This window comes from Sphingomonas sp. Leaf22 (genome assembly GCF_001421715.1).
Classification (GTDB): domain Bacteria; phylum Pseudomonadota; class Alphaproteobacteria; order Sphingomonadales; family Sphingomonadaceae; genus Sphingomonas.
Genome location: NZ_LMKP01000041.1, coordinates 68,354 through 90,697, shown reverse-complemented (window position 1 = coordinate 90,697; position 22,344 = coordinate 68,354). Strand labels below are relative to the sequence as shown.

General features: G+C 65.7%; 26 protein-coding genes and 1 tRNA gene. 12 read left to right on the top strand and 15 right to left on the bottom strand.

The window, feature by feature from the left end:
• Positions 1–121 precede the first annotated feature (121 nt).
• The 3 genes from ASE70_RS14150 to ASE70_RS14140 all read right to left on the bottom strand — a co-directional run bounded on the left by ASE70_RS14150 (position 122) and on the right by ASE70_RS14140 (position 1,735).
• A complete protein-coding gene (locus ASE70_RS14150) occupies positions 122–823 on the bottom strand; it encodes an ImuA family protein (protein ID WP_235519972.1) in 702 nt (233 codons plus the stop codon).
• A 283-nt stretch (positions 824–1,106) separates the two neighbouring features.
• Positions 1,107–1,403 (bottom strand): S24 family peptidase, encoded by a 297-nt coding sequence (locus ASE70_RS14145; protein ID WP_056506076.1) that lies wholly within the window; start codon positions 1,401–1,403, stop codon positions 1,107–1,109.
• Entirely contained in the window at positions 1,400–1,735 is a 336-nt protein-coding gene (locus ASE70_RS14140; protein ID WP_082451046.1) for a helix-turn-helix domain-containing protein, read from the bottom strand. Before ASE70_RS14140 ends, ASE70_RS14145 begins: the two co-directional genes overlap by 4 nt.
• A gap of 147 nt (positions 1,736–1,882) precedes the next feature.
• Between ASE70_RS14140 and ASE70_RS19340 the strand changes: the two genes are divergently transcribed.
• From ASE70_RS19340 to ASE70_RS14120, 4 genes are all read left to right on the top strand, one after another.
• A partial coding sequence (locus ASE70_RS19340; protein ID WP_235519970.1) for a transcriptional regulator occupies positions 1,883–2,269 on the top strand: 387 nt, incomplete at its 5' end.
• A gap of 136 nt (positions 2,270–2,405) precedes the next feature.
• Complete coding sequence (locus ASE70_RS14130; protein ID WP_056506069.1) at positions 2,406–5,030, top strand: toprim domain-containing protein; 2,625 nt, start codon at positions 2,406–2,408, stop codon at positions 5,028–5,030.
• Positions 5,020–5,265: a hypothetical protein gene (locus tag ASE70_RS14125; protein ID WP_156356280.1), complete on the top strand. Its 246-nt coding sequence runs from the start codon at positions 5,020–5,022 to the stop codon at positions 5,263–5,265. The genes ASE70_RS14130 and ASE70_RS14125 overlap by 11 nt, the downstream gene beginning before the upstream one ends.
• Complete coding sequence (locus ASE70_RS14120) at positions 5,262–6,338, top strand: tyrosine-type recombinase/integrase (protein ID WP_056506064.1); 1,077 nt, start codon at positions 5,262–5,264, stop codon at positions 6,336–6,338. The genes ASE70_RS14125 and ASE70_RS14120 overlap by 4 nt, the downstream gene beginning before the upstream one ends.
• A 10-nt stretch (positions 6,339–6,348) precedes the next feature.
• On the opposite strand, the gene ASE70_RS14115 is transcribed toward ASE70_RS14120, so the two are convergent.
• The 4 genes from ASE70_RS14115 to rpsF all read right to left on the bottom strand — a co-directional run bounded on the left by ASE70_RS14115 (position 6,349) and on the right by rpsF (position 8,004).
• Positions 6,349–6,423 (bottom strand) — tRNA-Glu (locus tag ASE70_RS14115).
• Positions 6,424–6,747: 324 nt separating this feature from the next.
• Positions 6,748–7,338, bottom strand: a complete 591-nt coding sequence (gene rplI, locus ASE70_RS14110) for a 50S ribosomal protein L9 (RefSeq protein WP_056401208.1) — start codon at positions 7,336–7,338, stop codon at positions 6,748–6,750.
• A gap of 12 nt (positions 7,339–7,350) precedes the next feature.
• Positions 7,351–7,575 (bottom strand): 30S ribosomal protein S18, encoded by a 225-nt coding sequence (gene rpsR / locus ASE70_RS14105; protein WP_010543816.1) that lies wholly within the window; start codon positions 7,573–7,575, stop codon positions 7,351–7,353.
• A 12-nt stretch (positions 7,576–7,587) separates the two neighbouring features.
• On the bottom strand, positions 7,588–8,004 hold the full coding sequence (gene rpsF / locus ASE70_RS14100) for a 30S ribosomal protein S6 (protein ID WP_055997064.1): 417 nt from the start codon (positions 8,002–8,004) through the stop codon (positions 7,588–7,590).
• A gap of 207 nt (positions 8,005–8,211) precedes the next feature.
• On the opposite strand from rpsF, the gene fabD reads away from it, so the two are divergent.
• The 7 genes from fabD (at position 8,212) to mltG (ending at position 13,547) form a co-directional block, all read left to right on the top strand.
• A complete protein-coding gene (gene fabD / locus ASE70_RS14095; RefSeq protein WP_056401199.1) occupies positions 8,212–9,147 on the top strand; it encodes an ACP S-malonyltransferase in 936 nt (311 codons plus the stop codon).
• A 46-nt stretch (positions 9,148–9,193) separates the two neighbouring features.
• Positions 9,194–9,610: a GxxExxY protein gene (locus ASE70_RS14090; protein WP_056506062.1), complete on the top strand. Its 417-nt coding sequence runs from the start codon at positions 9,194–9,196 to the stop codon at positions 9,608–9,610.
• 26 nt (positions 9,611–9,636) lie between these two features.
• Entirely contained in the window at positions 9,637–10,374 is a 738-nt protein-coding gene (gene fabG, locus ASE70_RS14085; RefSeq protein ID WP_056401195.1) for a 3-oxoacyl-[acyl-carrier-protein] reductase, read from the top strand.
• Positions 10,371–10,880: a hypothetical protein gene (locus tag ASE70_RS14080; protein ID WP_156356279.1), complete on the top strand. Its 510-nt coding sequence runs from the start codon at positions 10,371–10,373 to the stop codon at positions 10,878–10,880. Before fabG ends, ASE70_RS14080 begins: the two co-directional genes overlap by 4 nt.
• Before the next feature lie 80 nt (positions 10,881–10,960).
• Positions 10,961–11,197 carry an acyl carrier protein gene (locus ASE70_RS14075; RefSeq protein ID WP_055760552.1) on the top strand — a complete coding sequence of 79 codons (237 nt, stop codon included), beginning with the start codon at positions 10,961–10,963 and terminating at the stop codon, positions 11,195–11,197.
• Positions 11,198–11,314: 117 nt separating this feature from the next.
• On the top strand, positions 11,315–12,574 hold the full coding sequence (gene fabF, locus ASE70_RS14070) for a beta-ketoacyl-ACP synthase II (RefSeq protein WP_056401188.1): 1,260 nt from the start codon (positions 11,315–11,317) through the stop codon (positions 12,572–12,574).
• 4 nt (positions 12,575–12,578) lie between these two features.
• On the top strand, positions 12,579–13,547 hold the full coding sequence (mltG, locus tag ASE70_RS14065; protein WP_056506056.1) for an endolytic transglycosylase MltG: 969 nt from the start codon (positions 12,579–12,581) through the stop codon (positions 13,545–13,547).
• 142 nt (positions 13,548–13,689) lie between these two features.
• On the opposite strand, the gene eda is transcribed toward mltG, so the two are convergent.
• The 8 genes from eda to ASE70_RS14025 form a co-directional block, all read right to left on the bottom strand.
• Positions 13,690–14,298, bottom strand: coding sequence for a bifunctional 4-hydroxy-2-oxoglutarate aldolase/2-dehydro-3-deoxy-phosphogluconate aldolase (eda, locus tag ASE70_RS14060; protein WP_056506053.1), 609 nt, complete (start codon positions 14,296–14,298; stop codon positions 13,690–13,692).
• Complete coding sequence (locus ASE70_RS14055) at positions 14,295–15,263, bottom strand: glucokinase (protein WP_056506049.1); 969 nt, start codon at positions 15,261–15,263, stop codon at positions 14,295–14,297. The genes eda and ASE70_RS14055 overlap by 4 nt, the downstream gene beginning before the upstream one ends.
• A 130-nt stretch (positions 15,264–15,393) precedes the next feature.
• A complete protein-coding gene (edd, locus tag ASE70_RS14050; RefSeq protein ID WP_056506046.1) occupies positions 15,394–17,214 on the bottom strand; it encodes a phosphogluconate dehydratase in 1,821 nt (606 codons plus the stop codon).
• On the bottom strand, positions 17,214–17,918 hold the full coding sequence (gene pgl / locus ASE70_RS14045) for a 6-phosphogluconolactonase (protein ID WP_056506042.1): 705 nt from the start codon (positions 17,916–17,918) through the stop codon (positions 17,214–17,216). The genes edd and pgl overlap by 1 nt, the downstream gene beginning before the upstream one ends.
• A 137-nt stretch (positions 17,919–18,055) precedes the next feature.
• Positions 18,056–19,516 (bottom strand): glucose-6-phosphate dehydrogenase, encoded by a 1,461-nt coding sequence (gene zwf / locus ASE70_RS14040; RefSeq protein WP_056401170.1) that lies wholly within the window; start codon positions 19,514–19,516, stop codon positions 18,056–18,058.
• A 133-nt stretch (positions 19,517–19,649) separates the two neighbouring features.
• Positions 19,650–20,579, bottom strand: a complete 930-nt coding sequence (argC, locus tag ASE70_RS14035) for an N-acetyl-gamma-glutamyl-phosphate reductase (protein ID WP_056401167.1) — start codon at positions 20,577–20,579, stop codon at positions 19,650–19,652.
• Positions 20,576–21,469, bottom strand: a complete 894-nt coding sequence (locus ASE70_RS14030) for a C40 family peptidase (protein ID WP_056506039.1) — start codon at positions 21,467–21,469, stop codon at positions 20,576–20,578. Before ASE70_RS14030 ends, argC begins: the two co-directional genes overlap by 4 nt.
• Positions 21,402–21,725, bottom strand: coding sequence for a MarR family transcriptional regulator (locus ASE70_RS14025; protein WP_056401160.1), 324 nt, complete (start codon positions 21,723–21,725; stop codon positions 21,402–21,404). Before ASE70_RS14025 ends, ASE70_RS14030 begins: the two co-directional genes overlap by 68 nt.
• Positions 21,726–21,948: 223 nt before the next feature.
• On the opposite strand from ASE70_RS14025, the gene secG reads away from it, so the two are divergent.
• A complete protein-coding gene (secG, locus tag ASE70_RS14020) occupies positions 21,949–22,308 on the top strand; it encodes a preprotein translocase subunit SecG (RefSeq protein WP_056401152.1) in 360 nt (119 codons plus the stop codon).
• The last annotated feature ends 36 nt before the right edge of the window (positions 22,309–22,344 follow it).

Genomic DNA, 22,344 nt, shown 5'->3' with positions numbered 1-22,344 from the left:
TTCGATCGAAGCCCTTGACGTTTCCTGTGCCCAGCGAGCACCAGGACGCCATCCGCCACCCCGCGGGACCGAACAGGCACCGGGGTCGTCGTCGATCGGAAGCTCGGGCGCGACCTGCTGTTCAGGCAGCGCGCGCGGTCGCTCCAACCGCCGCAGTCGCTCGATCGCGAGATGCGGCAGGTAGAGCGAGGCGACCCGTGTCATCGCACGCCTCCAATTCCATCGTGAAACCCGGGCCGCCACGCTGGCGGGCCAGCTCGACCATCCAGCGCGCACGGCCGACGCCGGGAGCCGGCAGCCGGGGCGACGGCGCGCTGGCAATCCGCCACCGGGTCATCGCGGCCGACAGTTCCGTGAGCGGACAGACGCCCTGACGCCGCCACCGCCGCGACAGCAATGCCGGCGTGTTGCCGGTCATCGCCGCCAGTTGAAGCCGCCGCGTTGCGACCATGTCGGCGCGCTTAACTTCGCCGACCACTGCAGCCAGTCCGCCGTGGCGAAGGCCGTCCTCCATCACCGCCAGCACGTCCTTGTCCTCCCGGACCTCGGCGAAGAGCAGGGTGGCAGGGTTCAGCCCGGCCTGTTCGAGGCCGGGCGCATACAGATCGGACCGCGTCAGCGCCCACAGCACGCGGCGCCCGCTACGTGCGGCTGCGCGTGCGGCGACCCCGACTGCAAAAAGCGTTGCAGCGGCGTCGTCGGTCAGGGTCGGGGTTGTCGACGTCACTTCGTGCAACCCGGTCAGTGTGAGGCCGCCGTCCGTCAGTCGCGCGTCGAGCGGATCGATATCGAACGGCAGCACATCCGTTTGACCAACCCGCACGTCCCCAATCGCATCACGCAGACGCGCCAGTATCTGGGCTGAAGGGGCTGTTGCGGACATGGCTGCTGCGACTCATCTGTTCGCTATATGTTCCCCTTATTACGCTGTTGGGTCAAGTCATCGAGACCGGGAACGTACGGTCAAAAATGGGACGAAGGAGTGACGAACGGTCGATAGGGTCACCAGCGCCTAGCCTCGCTGCGTCCAACCCACCAGAAAGTGGCGTTGGGCTGACTGCAGGGTTCAGCAAGAGCGCTGGCCCGTTAAGCAGCTGGAACGTTTCTCATAAGACGTCAGCCCTCCACACGACCCGCCCGACAACGTGCAGTTCGTCCTTGCCAGCATGATCATCGGGGACGGCTCGGTTGTCCGCCATCAGCACGAAGCTGCCATCGGGTTTGGCGCGGACGCGCTTGACCGCGATCATGCCGTGGACGGCGACGACGTAGATCTCGTCCTGCATCGCGATCCGGTCCTGCGCCCGGTCGACGAGRCACAGYGTGCCGTGGCGCAGCGTCGGCTCCATGACGTCGCCCTGCATCTCGAAGGCAAAGACCTGGTCGAAGCGACCGCGAATCATCGGCTCGATCCGCTCGCGCTCGGGTCACCGACGAGCTCGCTGAGGTCGAGCAGCGGCACGAACACCTGCCCGAACTGCTCGAGCACCGTTTCGAGCGTCGGCAGCGGCACGGCCCCCTCGGACGGGTCCTCGGTCTCGCCGATGAGATAGGCCGGCGTCGTACTGAGTTCGCGAGCAATGCGGTGAAGGTGCGACGTTCGCTGCGAAGCGCCGGATACGAGCTTGGCGATGGTGGGCTGGGCAAGGCCAAGCCGCCGCGCCAGTTCGGCCTGCGACATGCCGACTTCGTCCATGCGGGCCTTCAGGCGAGTTGCGAGCGTCATCCCGTCCATCTATCACTCCAGTTATGGCGCGCTACTGCATAGCGGCTATTGACCAATGTATTCCTGTGGCTAATAGTGCGCCTATGCAGACGCTACCTCCCGACTCCGGTCACCTCACCCCGCACGAAGCGCTGCTGGAGGCGGTTCGCATCGCTNTGTATTCCTGTGGCTAATAGTGCGCCTATGCAGACGCTACCTCCCGACTCCGGTCACCTCACCCCGCACGAAGCGCTGCTGGAGGCGGTTCGCATCGCTGGCGGCCAGAACAAGATCGCCGCCGTATGCGACGTCAGCCAGCCTTCGGTGTTCCGCTGGATCCACAAGCACAGGCAGGCACCCGCCGCCCGGGTGCTGGCGATCGAGGCGCGTACCGGTGTCTCGCGTCATTTGCTGCGTCCCGACATCTACCCCCGCGACGGTGCGGCAGGGGCGGTGGTAGCGGCTGTGCCAGGCGCCGTCGCATGTAATCCGGGCGGTGTTTTCTATCGCCCGAATACCGCCAACGATAACTGTTGCTGTCCCTGCCACCGGCGGGACGGCTGATCCGCTGATCCTGTGACGACCGGCGGTGCCGGTCGCACTGCTGCACCACCGCCTTCCGCTCTTCCGACCTTTCCCATTCCCAGCCACCCGGTAGCGCACGTGCTTTCCGGGACCGGCATCGCCTTGTCAGGATCCCATGCGCCCCGATCTGCTGTCCGATGTCACCACCAGGCTGATGGCCGAGTTCGGCTTCGTCACCAATGGTGCGTGGCTGCAGAAGGGCCGCTGCCCGGAATGTTCGAAGCGCGAGGTGTACGCCAAGGCGGACAAGCCGTGGCTGCTGAAGTGCGGCCGGCTCGAGCGCTGCGGGTGGGAGGTCCATGTGAAGGACCACTACCCCGAACTCTTCGACCATTGGTCGAACCGCTATCAGGCCAACGACGCCAACCCGACGGCGGCGGCCGACGCGTACCTCCAGCACGGACGCGGTCTGTCGCTGCTCGGGATCCGCGATGCCTACACGCAAGAGTATTTCCGCCAGGGCGACATCGGCTCGGCCACCGTGCGCTTTGCGCTGCCCGGCGGCGGGTGGTGGGAGCGGCTGATCGACCAGCCATCGCGCTTCGACCGCAAGGCACGGTTCGCGCCCGGCAAGAGCTACGCCGGCCACTGGTGGGCACCGCCATGGCAGACGATGCCCAAGCTCGCTGGTGCGCTCGAGATATGGATCTGCGAGGGCATCTTCGACGCGATTGCGCTGAACAACACCGGTGTCACCGCTGTGTCGGCGATGTCATGCTACAACTATCCCGCGCTGGCGCTGGCCGAGCTGCGCAAGGCGATCGCCAACGGGCCCACCCCGAACCTGCGGCCCAAGATCATCTGGGCGTTCGACGTCGGCAAGGCCGGCGCCGAGTACACCCGCCGCTTCGTGGCGCAGGCACGGCTCGAAGGGTGGGAGTGTGGCGCAGCGCAACCGGTAGCGGAAGGCGAGGGTGGCAAGCTCGACTGGAACGACCTTGCGCTGCGCGATCGCTTGGGTGCCGATAAGCTCGACACCTATCGCTGGAATGGCGACATCCTCATTGCCGGTACTGCGATCGACAAGGCGCATCTGATCTGGTGCCGGGAAGGCTGGGCGAGCTTTCCCTTTACCTTCGAGACCCGCCAGTTCTGGGCAAGCTTCGACGCCGCGCGCATCGCCGAGACCATTGCCTCCTATGCGGACAACCCAGTGCGCGAGATCGCCAACTGCACTTTCCGCGCGCTGTACTACCAGCGCGACGAAGCCACCGACGACAGCTGCTACTATCTGCGCGTCGACTTCCCCGTCCGGCAGAACCGCATCAAGGGCACCTTTTCCGGCGCGGCGCTGGCGGCCGGCGCCGAGTTCAAGAAGCGCCTGATCAGCCTCGCCCCGGGCGGCATCTGGACGGGCACGACGCAGCAGCTCGACCGGATCATGCAGCGCCAGCTGGCCGGGATCCAGACGGTCGAGGCAATCCACTTCACCGGCTACTCGGCCGAGCACGGCGCGTACGTCTTCGGCGACATCGGCGTCGCCGGCGGCCGGGTCGTGACCCGCAACGAGGACGACTATTTCGAGTTCGGCCGGCACGCGGTGAAGCTGCGCTCGAACGAGCAGCTGCTACGCCACATCCGCTACGACCCGGACCAGCTCAACACCGCCTGGGTCGAGCCGCTCATCACTGCCTACGGCCCCAAGGGGCTCGTCACGCTCGCCTTCTGGTTCGGGGCGCTATTCGCCGAGCAGATCCGCGCCGAGCAGCAGAGCCTCGCCTTCCTCGAGATCACCGGCATTCCCGGATCGGGCAAGTCGACGCTGATCGAGTTCCTGTGGAAGCTGTACGGCCGTGCGGGCTTCGAGGGGAACGACCCAGCCAAGACCACTACCGCCGCCATGGCGCGCATCCTCGGCAAGGTCTCGAACATGCCGGTCGTGCTGATGGAAGGCGACCGTGACGCCACCACCCCGCACGCCAAGCGGTTCGAATGGGACGAGCTCAAGACCGCCTATAACGGCCGCTCGGTCCGCGCCCGGGGCGTGGCCAATGGCGGCATGGAGACCTTCGAACCACCGTTCCGCGGCGCGATCGTCATCGAGCAGAACGATCCGGTGAACGCGTCGCCCGCCATCCTCGAGCGAATCATGCACATGGAGTTCGACAAGACCGGTTGGGGACCTAACACCAAGGCGGCGGCCGAGAAACTCGCCCGGACGCCGATCGAGGACGTTTCCGGGTTCATCGTCCATGTCGCCCGGCGCGAGGCCGAGCTGCTGAAAGTCTACCGGCAGAGCTTCCAGGCGGCCGAGAAAGCGATGCTGGCGCAGCCTGAGGTTCGCAACGGCCGTCTGGCCAAGAACCATGCCCAGCTCGTCGGCATGCTCGACGCCCTGGCGACGGTCGTGTCGATCCAGTCGCGCGACCACCAGGCCGCGCGGCAGCTTATCGAGCGGATGCTGCTCGAGCGGCAGCGGGCAATCGCGGGCGATCATCCGATGGTTGAGCTGTTCTGGGAACGGTTCGATTACATCCAGGGCTGCGAGCCGCCCGGCTTCACCAGTCCGATCGACCACAGCCGCAACCCGGACGTGATCGCGGTCAACCTTACCCAGTTCGAACAAATTTGCGGTGAGCGCCGGCTGCCGCTGCCGCCGATGCTCGAGCTCAAGCGCCACCTCAAGACATCGCGCATCCGCAAGTTCATCGGTGCCAAGACCGTCAACTCGCGTGCCGACCGCATCCTGCATTGCTGGTGCTTCGAACAGGTAGGGAAGGGGAGTGCCCATGAACACTGAGCGCCTTCGCACTTTGCCCGACTGGCCCGCGCGGATGACCGCTGACGTCGCCGCGACCTACATGGGCGTATCCAAGACTACCTTCCTTAACCGCTTCGGCACGTGTGGCGTACGGGAGGGATCGAACGTGCTTTGGGCACGGATCCAGCTCGACCGCCTGATTGCCAAGCAGTTCGCCATCACGCAGCTTCCGCCGGGCAACAGCGGAGACGACAGTTGGGACGACTTACGTTGAAGAATGTCACCGAACGCAAGGGCTTGCTATATTTCCGGCGCAAGGTTGCCGGGAAGGACACGTACATCCGACTACCGGCGATCGACAGTCCCGACTTTGCCGCTGAATATGCTCGTCTTTCGACACCAGATACCGATCGACCGAGGCCAGCGGCAGGAAGCATGTCGGCTTTGGTTCAAGCCTTTCGCGCCAGTCCGGAATTTCGTGCGCTCGGATCAACGACTCGCACCAACCAAGCTCGCTATCTGGATATGATCATGTTGGAGCATGGCCACCGCAGCGTAGCGGGCGTTCGGCCGGCTCATGTCTACCTGATGCGTGACAAAATGGCTGAACTTCCGGGCAAAGCGAACGCTTGGTTAAGCGTGTTTCGTTCCCTCATGAGCTATGCCACCCGTCTCGACCAGCGCGCCACGAACCCTGCTTCGGGGATTAAAATGCTTCCCTTGGGCGAGCACGAGCCATGGCCGGCCGATTTGCTTCGGGTTGCCTTGGAAGAAGCGACACCCATGACCCGCCTCGCAATTGTGACCGGCCTATGTTCAGGTCAGCGGGTCAGCGACTGCATTCGGATGCAGTATGGGTGGATCGATAGCGGCATCATGGAGCTGAACCAGCAGAAGACGGGAAAGCTCGTTGCTATTCCAATGCACGGGTTCTGGCTCGACGAGCTCCAGCAGCTGCCGCGTCGGTCCGTCACGCTTCTTTATGAGCGCAGCGGTTCACCGTTCCAGACAACCGGAGCGATCCAAGCCCGGCTTCGAGACCTGATGGCCAGTCGCGCGGTACGCGAAGTTCATGCGGACCTTGTGGCCCGGGAACTGATCGCAGCCGATTCCACTTTCTCGTTTCACGGGCTTCGAAAAAATGCCTGCTGCTACCTTCTGGAATTGGGCCTGAGCGACACGGAAGCAGGGAGCATTCTCGGCATGTCGAGCGAAATGGTACGACATTATGGAAAGCGAGCCAGAGCGCTTATGATCGCCCGCGGAGCAGCTGAAAGAGTGACCGGGGGCAAAATCGTTCCGATGGCGGGGGCAACTGCCCTCAAGCGGCGCTCGGAAAATGGCTGATTTCTGCGCTTGGTGACCCCTACGAGAATCGAACTCGTGTTTTCGCCGTGAGAGGGCGACGTCCTAACCGCTAGACGAAGGGGCCGCTTGCGGGGAGGGGCGCTGGTACGCCGCGATGCGGACGGCGTCAAGCGGGGCGGTGATGGTTTCGGACGGTCGCGGTCGTTCATCGCAGCGAAACCTTTTGCCCGTTGCGGAATTGAACCGAAAACCTCTTCGAACAAAGGCAATCGTCATGGCCAAGGCTGTCCCACTGTTCCTGTCGCTGATCCCGCTTGCTGCCGTGATCGGAACATGCGTCGTCTGCCCGTGACCGGGCATTCCTGACCAGCGTCGCGCGACGATCAGCGCAAACGAAAAAGGCCGCCGGATCGCTCCGGCGGCCTTTCGTTCGTCGAGGCGAAGGGGATCAGCCCTGCACTTCCTCCGACGCTTCGTCGCGGGCGATTTCGCCCGGCTCGGCGTTGGGGTCATAGTCTTCGGTGAAGCCGGCGTCGTCACGCTCGAACATCGACGCCATGACGTCGACGCCCTGCGACTGCATCTCGGCTTCTTCCGGCGAACGGGCGACGTTCACCTTCACGATGGTGACGACTTCCGGGTGCAGCGCGACCTTCACGTCGTACAGGCCGATGGCCTTGATCGGACGGTCGAGGACGACCTGCGACTTGTCGACCTTGTGGCCGTCGGCGACGAGCGCCTCGACCAGATCGCGAACCGCGACCGAACCGTAGAGCTGGCCGGTGTTCGACGACTGACGGATCAGCGTGACCGAAACGCCTTCCAGCGTCTTGGCTTCGGCTTCGGCGTCGGTACGACGGGCGGCGTTGTCGGCGACGATCCGCTCGCGGTTCGCCTCGAACACCTTCTTGTTGGCTTCGTTGGCGCGCAGCGCCTTCTTGCGCGGCAGCAGGAAGTTACGGGCGAACCCGTCCTTTACCTTCACCACGTCGCCGATGGCGCCGAGCTTCTCGACGCGTTCCAGCAGAATGACGTCCATGTCGGGCGCTCCTTACTTAACGATGTAGGGCAGCAGGCCCAGATGGCGGGCGCGCTTGATGGCCTGGGCCAGTTCGCGCTGCTTCTTCGCGCTCACCGAAGTGATGCGCGACGGGACGATCTTGCCGCGTTCGGACACGAAGCCCTGCAGCAGACGAACATCCTTATAGTCGATCCGGGGAGCGTCCTTGGCGGAGAAGGGGCAGCTCTTGCGGCGGCGGAAAAACGGACGTGCCATGGGTGCTGTTCCTTACGCTTCGACTTCGGCCGACGGCTCGCGCTCACGGCGCGGACCACGGTCGTCACGATCACGGCCACCACGACGGTCGCCACGCTCCGAGCGCTCGCTCTTGCGCATCATCACGGTCGGACCTTCTTCATGGGTATCGACCTTGACGGTCATGAAGCGGATCACGTCTTCGTTGATCTGGGTCTGGCGCTCCAGCTCGGCAACGACATCGCCCGGCGCGTCGATTTCGAGCATGACGTAATGCGCCTTGCGGTTCTTCGCGATGCGATAGGCGAGACTGCGCAGGCCCCAGGTTTCGGTCTTGACGACCTTGCCGTTCATGTCCTGAACGATCTTGGTGGCGGTTTCCGCCAGCGCGTCCACCTGCGCCTGTGCCAGATCCTGGCGCGCAAGGAACACGTGCTCATACAGAGCCATATTCTTTTCCGTCTGTTGGCCGATCGCTGACGTCGCGCCAATCGCGAACGCCCCTCCGGCTGTCGTCTTCAAATGCAGTCCGGGGCGGCGGTCGCCCGTCACCCAGAAGCAGACGCCCTTAGCCGATTGGCCGTGAAACGCAAGCAGTCTTGCGCCCGATCACCCGGAGCGACTAGGCCGCGCGAAAGATTTCGGCAGGAGCATATGATGCGCGCATTCATCTTTCCAGGGCAGGGCAGCCAGTCGGTCGGCATGGGCGCGGCGCTCGCCGCCGCCAGCCCGCACGCACGCGAGGTGTTTCAGGAGGTCGACGACGCGCTCGGCCAGCATCTGTTCCGCTTGATGGCCGATGGTCCCGATGCCGAACTGATGCTGACCGAAAACGCGCAGCCCGCGATCATGGCCAATGCCATCGCAACTCTGCGCGTGCTGGAGCGCGAGGGCGGGATGCGACTGGCCGACAAGGCCGATTTCGTGGCGGGGCACTCGCTGGGCGAATATACCGCACTGTGTGCGGCGGGTGCGCTCGACCTGTCGACGACAGCGCGCCTGCTGAAACTGCGCGGACAGGCGATGCAGGCGGCGGTGCCGGTGGGCGAGGGGGCCATGGCCGCGCTACTGGGTGCCGATCTGACCAAGGCGCAGGCGCTGGCCGAGGCGGCGGCCGAAGGCGAGGTCTGCACCGTCGCCAACGACAACGACCCGTCGCAGGTCGTGATTTCGGGCGCGAAGGCGGCGATCGAACGCGCCGTGCCGCTGGCGAAGGAAATGGGGATCAAGCGCGCGGTGGTGCTGCCGGTGTCGGCCCCGTTCCACTGCCCGCTGATGCAACCGGCCGCCGATGCGATGGCGGCGGCACTGGCCGACGTCGCGCTGTCCGCGCCGGTCGTCCCCGTCTACGCCAACGTCACCGCCGCCCCGGTCGCCGATCCGGAAGCGATCCGCCGCCTGCTGGTCGAACAGGTGACCGGCATGGTCCGCTGGCGGGAATCGGTACTGGCGATGCAGGACGCGGGTGTCAGCGACTTCGTCGAACTGGGCGGCAAGGTGCTCGGCACCATGGTCAAGCGCATCGCCCCCGACGCGACGGCGACGAGCGTGGTGGCGATGGCCGACATCGAGGCGCTGGTTGGGCGGTTGTAAGAAAGAGGTGGTTCGCGCGGAGGCGCAGAGGCGCGGAGAAGGTTCGGTGCAGGATATCGATACGATTAGTGGCGACGTCGGCGATTTGGCGATCCGTATTCATCGTGCGCTCGGACCCAGTCTGCTCGAAAGCGTCTATGAGACGGTGTTGGCCGCGAAACTGGAGGCGATGGGCTACCATGTCGCACGTCAGCAACCAGTATCGATCATGTTCGAAGATTTTCGCTTCGATGCCGCTTTTCGGATCGACCTGCTGGTCGAAAATCGGCTGTTGATCGAAATCAAATCGATCGAGAAGCTGGCACCGGTCCACGCCAAACAGCTGCTGACCTATTTGCGTCTGACCAAACAGCCCGTAGGGCTACTCATCAACTTCGGCGGCGAGACGCTCAAGGAAGGGCTGCGCCGGCTGGTCAACGACTACACCCCCTCTGCGCCTCCGCGCCTCCGCGCGAACCCCTAATTCTTCTTCATGGAAAGCTGATTCACATGTTCGACCTATCGGGAATGACCGCCCTCGTAACCGGGGCCAGCGGCGGGATCGGTTCCGCCATCGCCAAGGCGCTGGCGGCGCAGGGGGCGCGGCTTGCGGTGTCGGGCTCGAATGCCGACAAGCTGGCGGCGTTCCGTGACGAACTGGGCGGCGACCATGTCGCCATCGCCTGCAACCTGTCCGATGGCGCGGCCGTCGACGGCCTCGTGCCGCAGGCGGTCGCCGCGCTCGGCAAGCTCGACATCCTCGTCAACAATGCCGGCGTCACCCGCGACAATCTGGCGATGCGGATGAAGGACGACGAATGGGATCAGGTGATCCGCGTCAACCTCGAAGCCGCGTTCCGTCTGTGCCGCGCCGCCGCCAAACCGATGATGAAGGCCCGGTTCGGCCGGATCGTCTCGATCACCTCGGTCGTCGGGCAGACCGGCAATCCGGGGCAGGCGAACTATGCCGCGTCGAAGGCTGGCCTGGTCGGCATGTCGAAGGCGATGGCCGCCGAACTGGCCAGCCGCGGCATCACCGTCAACTGCGTCGCGCCGGGCTTCATCGCGTCGGCAATGACCGAGGTGCTTCCCGAAGCGCAGAAAACCGCCCTGCTGACCAGGATTCCCGCCGGGGCGTTGGGCGCGGGCGATGACGTCGCGGCGGCGGTCGCCTATCTTGCCAGCCGGGAGGCCGGCTATGTGACCGGCCAGACGATCCATGTGAATGGCGGGATGGCGATGATATGAGCATGATGCTGATGGCGGCGATGCTGGCGACGGGTGACGCGAACGTCGTCCGCTGCGTCGCGACCAAGATGCCGAAGGCCGACATGGCGCGTCTGCAACAGGGCATGATCGTCGGCGTGCTGGAGGGCAGGAAGCCGGCCGCGGCGACCGAGACGCTGGTCAGGAAGGCGCGGGCCCATGCCGCGGCCTGCCAGCCCGGCACCGGCAAGGCCGATAGCCGTGCGGGCGAGATCGTCGTCACCAGCATCGCGGTCGAAGCACTGGCATCGGGCCTGAGCGCGAAGGGCGTCGATCCGATCGCGGTCAATCGCCGGTTGAGCCAGACGCCGCCGGCCGTTCTCAACGCCTTTCTCGCGCGCAAACAATCGGCGCAGGTCGAAACGTTCATGAGCGGCATGATGGCCTTGGCCGGCGCGAAAAAGGACGATACGCGGGTGCAGCGGCTGATGGGCGGCTATGCCTATAACGCCGCGACTCTGGCGCGATTGTTCGCGGCGAAGGCCTGAGCCACGGACTTGCGCCGGAGCCGGACGGGCTTTAGGGGCGTTCAGGTACGATACACCCCGGATGTGAAGAGGGAATGAATATGAGCGAGACTGCCGAACGCGTGAAGAAGATCGTCGTCGAGCATCTCGGCGTCGAAGCGGAAAAAGTTACCGAAGACGCGAGCTTCATCGATGATCTGGGCGCGGACAGCCTCGACATCGTCGAGCTGGTCATGGCGTTCGAGGAAGAGTTCGGCGTCGAAATTCCCGACGATGCCGCCGAGAAGATCACGACCGTCAAGGACGCGATCACCTATATCGACGAGCATAAGGGCTGATCCGGCGGGGACGCGTCCCGCGTCCCGCCATCTGCCGAGACCATCACGGCCCCCCGTCCCGGCGAACAGCCATGGGCGGGGGGCCGTTCGTTAAGTATCTGAACGGAGAGTAATGCCATGCGCCGCGTAGTCGTGACCGGCCTCGGCCTCGTGACCCCGCTGGGTGCCGAGGTCGAAACCGCCTGGAAGAACCTGATCGCCGGCAAGTCTGGTGCCGGTCCGATCACGCATTTCGATGCGTCGAACCAGAAGTGCCGGATCGCGTGCGAGGTGAAGCCCGCTGGCCACGAATATGGTTTCGATCCGGGGCTGCGCGTCGATCACAAGATCCAGCGGCAGGTCGATCCGTTCATCATCTTCGGCATCGACGCCGCCGGACAGGCGCTCGAGGATGCCGGCCTGACCGACATGAGCGAGGAAGAGCGCTATCGCGCCGGCTGTTCGATCGGTGCGGGTATCGGCGGTCTGCCGGGCATCGCCAGCGAATCGCTGGTGTGCGAGAACAAGGGGCCGTCGCGCGTTTCGCCGCACTTCGTCCATGGCCGGCTCATCAACCTGATCTCGGGTCAGGTCTCGATCAAATACGGGCTGATGGGGCCGAACCACGCGGTGGTCACGGCGTGCTCGACCGGGGCGCATTCGATTGGCGACGCCGCGCGGATGATCGCAATGGACGACGCCGACGTCATGCTGGCGGGCGGTGCCGAAGGCGCGATCTGCCCGCTCGGCATCGCCGGTTTCGCACAGGCACGGGCGCTGTCGACGGCATTCAACGACCAGCCGGAAAAGGGATCGCGTCCCTATGACCGCGACCGCGACGGCTTCGTCATGGGCGAGGGTGCGGGTGTCGTCGTGCTCGAGGAATATGAGCGGGCCAAGGCGCGCGGCGCGAAGATCTATGCCGAAGTGATCGGCTATGGCCTGTCGGGCGATGCCTATCACGTCACCGCCCCGCATCCCGAAGGGTCGGGCGCGTTCCGGTCGATGGAAATGGCGATGCGCAAGTCGGGCCTGTCGCTGACGGACATCGACTATATCAACGCGCACGGCACCTCGACGCCGCTCGGCGACGAACTGGAACTGGGCGCGGTGCGGCGGTTGTTCGGCGACGCCATCGGCGGTCTGACCATGTCGTCGACCAAGTCGGCCATCGGTCACCTGCTGGGCGGGGCGGGCGCGGTCGAGAGCATCTTCTGCATCCTCGCGATGCGCGACGGCATCGTGCCGCCGACGCTGAACCTCGACAATCCTTCGGAAAACTGCGCCGGCGTGAACCTCGTTCCGCATGTGGCGCAGGAGCGGAAGGTGAAGGCGATCCTGAACAATTCGTTCGGGTTCGGTGGCACGAACGCGTCGTTGGTGATGAAGGCGGTCTGACGACATGCGCCGGATCGGTTGTCTTGGCCTGATCGTCGGACTGCTCGCCATCGGTGCGCTGTTTTTCGTGATCCAGAGCTGGGGTGGAGCCGGTCCGGCGCAGCGCACGCTGACCGTGATCGTGCCGCAGGGCGCGAGCCTTGCGGCGGCAGCGGAGGAGCTGGAGGCGGCCGGCGCGATCCGATCGGCCGGCCGATTCCGTCTGTTCGCGCGGTTTCTCGGCAGCGACGAACCGATCCGCGCCGGCGAGTATCGCATTCCGAAGGGATTGAGCCAGGCCGACGTCCTGAAGCTGTTGCAGGGCGGCCGCACGCTGCAACGCTTCGTGATGGTGCCCGAAGGCTGGCCATCGGTGCTGGTACAGGAGGCGGTCGCCAAGGCCCCGCAGATGGAAGGCACCGCGCCGCTGCCGGGCGAGGGCAGCATCCTGCCCGACAGCTACAGCTATGCGCGCGACGGCGACCGTGCCGATCTGGTCAAGCGGATGCAGGCGGCGATGGATCGCTATCTCGCTGCGGTGTGGAAAAAGCGCAAGCCGACGACCGTCGTCCAGTCGCCACGCGAGGCGGTGATCCTCGCCTCGATCGTCGAGAAGGAAACCGGCAAGCCGTCCGAACGCCGCATGGTCGCCGCGGTTTATTCCAACCGCCTGCGCGCCGGCATGCGGCTACAGGCCGACCCGACCGTCATCTACCCGATCACCAAGGGCAAGCCGCTCGGCCGCCGCATCCGCAAGTCGGAATTGCAGGCGAAGAACGGCTACAACACCTATGCCTCGGCGGGCCTGCCGGTCGGGCCGATCGCCAATCCGGGCAAGGCGTCGATCGACGCGGTCCTCAATCCGGCGCAAACGAAGGCGCTGTATTTCGTCGCGGACGGCACCGGCGGGCACGTGTTCGCCGACACGCTTGCCGAGCATAATGCCAATGTGAAGAAATGGTACGACATCCGCCGCGCGCGGGGCGAGATGTAGTCCCAAAATCCTCCCCGTTCATGGGGAGGGGGACCATCCGAAGGATGGTGGAGGGGGATGTCCACGCACGCAACGGCAGTGATTGTGGACACCCCCCTCCACCAGCTTCGCTGGTCCCCCTCCCCGCGGAGCGGGGAGGAATTTACGCCCGCAACCCTGCCGCCGCATGTGCACGTGTTTCGGTCTCCGCATGGGTCGCGCCGACGATCCAGCTGCCACCGACGCACAGCACCGGATCGAACGCCAGCCATTCGGGCGCGGTCGCTTCGGTGATGCCGCCGGTCGGGCAGAATTTCGCCTGATAGAAGGGCGCGGCAAGCGCCTTCAGCGCCTTCAGACCACCCGATGCTTCGGCCGGGAAGAACTTGAAATGCGTCAGGCCGAGGTCGAGGCCGCGCATGATGTCGCCGGCATTGGCGATGCCCGGCAGGAAGGGCACGCGGCTGTCGATGATCGGGCGGCCGATGGTTTCGGTCAGGCCCGGCGAGACGATGAACTCGCTGCCGGCGTCCATCGCCTGCTTGAACTGATCGGCGGTGACGACGGTGCCGGCACCGACGATCGCGCCGTCGACCTTCTTCATCTCGGCAATGGCTTCCAGCGCGGCCGGGGTGCGCAGCGTCACTTCGAGGACGCGCAGCCCGCCCCTGACCAGCGCCTCTGCCATCGGGCGAGCGTCGGCGGCGTCGTGAATGACCAAGACCGGGATGACCGGGCTGGTCTGCATGATGTCAGCGATGGTGACGGTCATCGAGCGTGCTCCTGTGCAAAGGCGGCAGCGGCCCCGAACAGGCCGGGCTGGGGATGGGTGATGAGTTTGACGGGAATGCCCGCCATCAGCGTCTGGAACCGGCCCTTCGCGGTGAAGCGCGTGCCGAACCCAGATTCGAGCAGATGATCCTTCAACCGCAGGCCGAGACCGCCGGCGATGACGACCGCCTTCGCACCCTGTGCCAGCGCGAGGTCGCCGGCCACGGCGCCAAGCGTCAGGCAGAACCGATCGAGCGCGGCGACGGCGATGGTGTCGCTGCCGTCGAGTGCGGCCGCCCAGATCGTCTTGTCGTCGCTATGCGGCACCGACACGCCCTCGATCTCGGCGAGCGTTTCGTACCAGGCGACGATCGACGGACCGGCACAGGCGCGTTCGTTCGAGCCACGGCCATGCGCCTTGCGCAATCGCTTGAGCAGCGCATCCTCGATACCGTCGAGCGGGGCGAAATCCTGATGCCCGCCCTCGGTTTCGAGGACGTGATACCGCTCCGGCGTCCGCAGCAGCTGCGCGACGCCCAGACCGGTGCCCGGACCGCAGATCGTGACGACGCCGCGCGTCGGTAGCGGGCCTTCGGGACCGCACAGGTGGATGAAATCGTCCTGGTCGACCTGCGCCACGGCGTGCCCGACCGCGCCGAAATCGTTGATGATCGTCCAGGTTTCGACGCCGAGCCGTTCCTGCATCAACGGCGGACGGATGATCCACGGATTGTTGGTGAACTTGATCAGCGTGTCGTTGACCGGCGAGGCGACCGCAAGGCTGGCGGCGGTGGGCAGCGGGCGGCCGAGCGTGCGCTCGAACGCACGCCATGCGAGTTGCAGGCTGCCATGTTCGGCGACCTTCTGCGTGGTCGGTTCGCCCAGATGGACCACCCGGCCGTCCTCGACCTCGGCGATCGCGAAGCGGGCGTGCGTGCCGCCGATATCTACCGCAACGACTTCCATGACCTCTCCTGATCCTCATCGTCACCCCGGACTTGATCCGGGGTCCCGCTTTTCCACCGCTTCAACAAAAGAAGCGGGACCCCGGATCAAGTCCGGGGTGACGACCGGGACAGCCGGTCGCCCTATCGTCCTACAGCCCCGCCGCCGCCAGCATAGCCGAGCCGCCGGCTTCGGCCTCGCTCGCGCCCTGTCGCATCATCGCAAAGATTTCGCGACCGGTGCCGTCGGCTGGGGGCGGTGTGGGCGCATGGTCGCGCGCGGCCCATTCGTCGGCCGGGACCAGCGCCGCCAGCGTATTGGCATTCGCGTCGAGGCGGATGACGTCGCCGTCGCGCAGCTTGCCGATCGGCCCGCCGCCCAACGCCTCGGGCGAGAGGTGGATCGCCGCCGGCACCTTGCCCGACGCCCCCGACATGCGCCCGTCGGTGACCAGCGCCACCCGGAAGCCGCGATTCTGGAGCACGCCCAGCGGCGGGGTCAGCTTGTGCAGTTCCGGCATGCCGTTGGCGCGCGGCCCCTGATGCCGGACCACGACCACGACGTCGCGGTCGAGTTCGCCGGCCTTGAACGCCGCCTGCACCGATGCCTGGTCGCTGAACACGCGGCAGGGTGCCTCGATGACCCAGCGATCGGGGTCGACCGCCGACACCTTGATACAGGCTCGGCCGATATTCCCCTCGAGGATGCGGAAGCCGCCCTCGGGCGCGAACGGCGCGTCGACGGTCCGGACGATGGTGTCGTCGCCGCTGACCGGGGCATGGTCCTTCCAGACCAGCTTGTCGTCCTCGATCGTCGACTGGCGGCCATAAGCGGCCATGCCGTCCTTCGCGATGGTCAGCACGTCGCCGTGCAGCAGCCCGCCGCGCAGCAGTTCGCGGATGACGAACGACGGACCGCCGGCATCCTCGAACCCGTTCACATCCGCCGACCCGTTGGGATAGACGCGGGTGAGCAGCGGCACGACTTCGGACAGGCGGTTGAAGTCGTCCCAGTCGATGACGATCCCGGCGCAGCGCGCGATAGCGGGCAGGTGGATCAGGTGGTTGGTCGACCCGCCGGTGGCCAGCAGCACGATCGCGGCGTTCACGATCGCCTTTTCATCGACCACCCGGCCGATCGGGCGATAATCGTCGCCGTCCCAGCCGATTTCGGCGAGGCGGTGGACGGCGTAGCGGGTCAGTTCCTGCCGACGCTTGGTGCCCGGATTGGCGAAAGCGGCATCGGGGACGTGCAGGCCCATCGCTTCGACCATCATCTGGTTCGAATTAGCGGTGCCATAGAAGGTGCAGGTGCCCTTGCCATGATAGGCGGCAATTTCGGCGTCGAGCAGTTCCTCGCGCCCGACTTTCCCTTCCGCATAGGCCTCGCGGACCGCTGCCTTCTGCTTGTTGGGGATGCCCGACCGCATCGGGCCGCCGGGGATCAGCACCATCGGCAGATGCCCGAAACGCAGCGCGCCCATCAGCAGGCCGGGCACGATCTTGTCACAAATGCCGAGCAGCGCCGCGCCCTCGAACGCACCGTGGCTCAATGCCACCGCCGTGGACAGCGCGATCGTGTCGCGACTGAACAGCGACAATTCCATGCCGGGAAAGCCCTGCGTCACCCCGTCGCACATCGCCGGCACGCCGCCGGCGACCTGCGCGGTCACGCCCGCCTCGCGCGCCCAGACCTTCATCTGTTCGGGATAGCGGTAATAAGGCGCGTGCGCCGACAGCATGTCGTTATACGCGGTGACGATGCCGATGTTCATCCGGTTGGCCGGACGCATCGCGTCGCGATCCTCGTCGGTGCCGGCATAGGCATGGGCGAGGTTCGCGCAGCCGAGCATTGGCCGGTCGACGCCGCTCTCCCGCTCGCGGTCGATCAGCGCAAGATAGGCGGCACGCTTGGTCCGCGACGCTTCGATGATGCGGTCGGTGACGGCGGCGATCGTGGCGTTGAGGGCCATTAGCGGCTCCAATGAATATCGACGGGAAGTTCGACTTCGGCCAGCACGCGGCCGATCGGATAGGCCGACGACGCGCCCTGATCGATCGCGCGTTCGAGCACCGATTTCTTTTCATTGCCGGTGATCGCGATCATCAGCGCGCGCGCCGAGGCGATGGCGGCATGGCTCAGCGTCACGCGCGCGACCGGCGCTTCCGGCGGCAGCGGGTCGGGCATCACGCCCAGCGCGCGACGTTCCTTGGGACCGGTCAGTGCCTCGGTAAGGTCGGGACCGGGGAAGATAGACGCGGTATGGCCATCGGCGCCCATGCCGAGCAGACAGAGGTCGAGCGGCCAGTGCAGATCCTGCAACCGCGCATCGGCGGCGCGGCCGGCAGCCTTGTAATCGGGGGCCTTTTCGGCTGTCAGCGGAATGACCCGCGCGCCCTTGGGCAGGAAGACCTTGGCAAGGCCGGTGACGTTCGACATCGCGTCGCCCATCGGCACGATCCGGTCGTCGGTGGGGACGATCGTCACGCGCTTCCAGTCGAGCTTCGCCTTGATCAGCTTGTCATAGATCGGGGCGGGGGTGCGGCCGCCCGCCAGCGCGATCACCGCCGCGCCGCGCGCGTCGATCGCCGATTCGATGATGAACTGGATATCGCCGGCGAGTGCATCGGCGAATTCGGCGGGTTCGTCATATTCCCACCATTCGATTTCGGTCATTCTATCATCCCGTGTATTGTTCCGTTCCGTTCGAGCGTGCCTGAGAACCGGTTCTCGACGGGCGCATCTGGACTTCGCTCGATGCTGCTCGAACTGAACGGCATAATTATGGTGCGGAAGAGGAGCGCGTCAGCCGCTCACTCGTTCCACGTCACCCCGTCGCGTTCGGTCAGCGCGACGCTGGCATTCGGTCCCCAGCTTCCCGACGGATACCCCTTGGGACTGGTCGCATTCGCTTTCCACCCGTCGCGGATCGCGTCGATCCATTGCCACTGCGCCTCCACCTCGTCGCGGCGGACGAACAGCGTCGGATCGCCTTCGATCAGGTCGAGCAGCAACCGCTCATAGGCGATACGGCGGCGGGTACCGGCAAAGGCGGTGGTCAGCGACAGGTCGAGCGGCACTTCGCTCAGGCGGATGCCGTCGCGGTCGAGGCCGGGTTCCTTGGCCATCACCAGCAGGCGGACATATTCCTCGGGCTGAAGGCGGATGACCAGCGTGTTGGGCTGCAACCGGCCGCCGCGATCGGCGAAGATCGAATGCGGTACCGGCTTGAACTGGATCGAAATTTCCGAATGGCGATCCTGCATCCGCTTGCCGGTACGCAGGTAGAAGGGCACGCCCTGCCAGCGCCAGTTGTCGATATGCGCCTTTACCGCGACGAAGGTTTCGGTGTCCGAATCCTTGCCCAGTTCCTCGTCATATCCCCGGACGATCTCGCCCTTCACCGCGCCGGCGTCATATTGGCCGGTGACGGTGTGGGTGTTGACCTCGGCCGCGCCGATCGGGCGCAGCGAGCGGAGGACCTTGACCTTTTCGTCGCGGATCGAGGTGCCGTCGAACTTGGCGGGCGGCTCCATCGCGATCAGCGCGACCAGCTGCATGACGTGGTTCTGGACCATGTCGCGCAGTGCGCCGACCTCGTCATAATAGCCCGCGCGCCCTTCTAGGCCGACGGTTTCGGAGATGGTGATCTGGACATGGTCGATGCCGCGCGCGTTCCACACCGGTTCGAACATCGCATTGCCGAAGCGCAGCGCCAGAATGTTCTGGACGGTTTCCTTGCCCAGATAATGGTCGATGCGGAACGTCCGCTCCTCCGGAAAGGCGGCGGCGACCAGATCGTTGATCTCACGGCTCGATTGGAGATCCTTGCCGAGCGGCTTTTCGAGGCTGATGCGGACTTCGGGTCCGGTCAGGCCGGCGCTCTTCAGGCCGGTGATGGTCGGGCCGAACAGCCACGGCGCAGTCGACAGGAAGATCGCAAGACCGCCCGAAATATCGCCGAGCTTGCGCGCAAGATCGGCGAAACCGTCAACGTTCGACGCGTCGAGCGGCTGATATTGCAGCCGCGCGAGAAAGCCGTCGATCGCCGCCTCGTCCTTGCGATCGTCGGGCAGGAACTCGTCGAGCGCATGGCGTGCGAACGCGCGGAAGCCGTCATCGTCATGCTCATGCCGCGCGGTGCCGGTGATGGTCAGGCCGGCCGGCAACAGGCCATCGGCATGGAGGCCGTAGAGCGAGGGGAGCAGCATCCGTTGCGACAAATCCCCGGTCGCGCCGAACAACAGCAGCTTCGCTACCGCTTGCCTCGTCATGCGTGCTCCTATCTTCCAATTCGGTCCCGCGCGCTCCTAGCAGCCTATTTCGCAAACGCGAAGGCGGCATGGGCAGGCGACGCGAAACGATTGCGCGAAACGTCAGAATATTACGGACGGAGGGCAGCCGCGCTCAGAGCGTCAGACCCGCCGTCTGGTCGAAACCGGCCATCAGGTTGAAGTTCTGAACCGCCGCACCGGCCGCGCCCTTGCCCAGATTGTCGAGCGTCGCGATCAGTCGCGCTTGGCCCGTCTCCATATTGCCGAACACGCGGAGCGACAGGCGGTCGGTGCCGGCATCGGCCTCGATCGGAATCGCGCTGTCGTCGCCGTCAAGGACGCGGACCACCGGCGATTCGCGATAGGCCTCGCGCAGCGTCTGTTCGATCGCCGACAGGCTGGGGCGGCGGTGGAACGCGAACAGCGGCAACGGCACTTCGACCACCATCCCGCGATAGGTGCGCGCGACCGACGGCTGGAACAGCGGCGGATGGGCGAGGCGGGCGTGACGCTGCATCTCGGGCACATGCTTGTGCGCGAGCGACAGGCCGTAGCCGAGCCATGCGGTATCGGTCTCGCCATTCTCGAACGCGGCGATCATCGCCTTGCCGCCGCCCGAATAGCCCGAGACGGCGTTGACGCTGACCGGCCATTCGTGCGGGATCAGCCCGGCGCGGACCAGCGGCCGTACCAGCGCGAGGAAGCCGGTAGGATAACAGCCCGGATTCGACACGCGCATCGCCGTCGCGATCGTGCCCGGCTGCGACGGTTCCAGTTCGGCCATGCCATAGGTCCAGCCATCGGCGACGCGGTGTGCGGTCGATGCGTCGATCACCCGCGTGCGGTCGTTGTCGATCAGCGATACCGCCTCGCGCGCCGCATCGTCGGGCAGGCAGAGAATCACGAAATCGGCATCGTTCAGCGCCTCGCGCCGCGCCGCCGCATCCTTGCGACGGGTGTCGTCGAGCGTGATGAAGTCGATCTCGGTCCGGCCCGACAGCCGGTCGGCGATTTCGAGGCCGGTGGTGCCGGCGGCACCGTCGATGAAGACGCGAACGTTCATGCGGGGCGCCTCCGGGCGCGAATGGGGCCGAACCGGTCGAGCGCGGCGACGGGTTCGCACCGCACGACGTCGTCGGCATGGATGACGGTATCGGTATCGACCAGCATTGCGACATGGTCATTAAAGAAGATCAGGTCGCCGCGCCGCAGCGGATCGCCGGCCGCCAGCGGCGTGCCGATGGTCTCCGCCTGCAAATCGACGAACCGCGCCGGTGGCGACCCGGCCAGCGACAGCGCCAGAAAGATCAGACCGGCGGCATCGACCCCGTCGCCCGAGCGACCACCGGCCAGCACGGGCACGCCCTTCAGACGCAATGCAAAGGCAACCGCATCGCCCGTTTCGTCCGACAGCGGCAACAGCGTCGTCGCGAGCAGATATCCGCCGTCCACCTCGGTCCATTCGTCGTTCGCCGGAACGGCGGCGACGCGGCTGCCCATCGGCAGCGACAGCGGAAGCGGGCGATCGAGCGAACGATCGGCGTACAGGATGGACCGGGCGGCGATGACGACGTGCGATGCGTCATACGCGTCGACCAGCGCGGTCCGCGGCACGAATCCGACGCTGCCATCGATCGGCGAACGGCCCCAGCCATGGGTGGAGGTGAATTCGAGGACGTCGAACGGCTCGCCGGCCAGTGCCTGCGATACGACATGGCCCGCGGGAGCGCCGAGGATGGCGGTCGCACCACCGATGCTGCGCCGTGCCGGTACGGCATAATGTGGCGCGAAGACCCGGTCGGCGAGGCGGATATCGGCCAGATCGCGACGGACCGCGTCGATTCGGGTGTCGAGCGCGACCGACCGGCCACGCAGCGCGAAGCGGCTACGCGCTGGCGCGTCGTTGGAAGTCGCCGACGCCGTCGCCGCCCATGAACTGCCCGAACTCTGCAAGAAAATTGGCCCCTTCGCTGGTCTGCGCGACGAAGATGTTCCGCTTGTCGGCATCGTCGCGTTGGCGCCGGAGATAGCCGAGCGTACCCAGACGATTCAAGGCGCGCGTTACGACCGGCTTCGATACGTTCAGCGCGCGGGCAAGGCCGCGCACGGTATGCGGGCCGGGTTGCAGATAGACGATCATCATCAGCGCCATCTGCCGATTGGTCAGGTCCGGCTCGCCCGACCGGACATAGTCGACCAGGCCGTCCATCCATTTTTTCAGTGGAATAGTTGGAAACATTGCAGCAACCTAACGTCGATACAGGCCGTGAGGCGGGGTCGAAACATGAACGTCGCAGTTGCGCGCTTGGTTTCCCGGTCGATACGATAATGTGACGATCGGGTCGGAGGCGCTCGGTTGATTGGCGGGCCGCGCTCGCCTATGTGGCGCGCTTCGAACCCGCACTCCTTTCTTTCGGAAATGTTCCCCGACCATGTTCACCTTCCTGCTTGTCGTCCATGCGATCATCGCCGCGCTGCTCGTGACGGTGATCCTCATGCAGAAGTCGGAAGGTGGCGGGCTGACCACCGGCGGCAGCCCGTCGGGACTGATGTCGGCACGCGGTGCCGCCGATTTCCTGACGCGGGCGACCGCGGTCCTTGCCGGGCTGTTCGTCGCGATGAGCATCGCGCTGGCGGTGATCGCGGCGAATCGGGGGGCCAATTCCATCGATACCTCGCTGGCACGGCCGACGACTCCGCCGCCCGCCGCCAGCGCACCGGCCAATCCGGCGGCTGATCCGATCGGCAACCTGACGGGTGCCGATAACGGCGCGGTCCCGCTGGCCCGCTAAACCACTTTCATCAACCGGTCCGTCGTATTTCGCGGG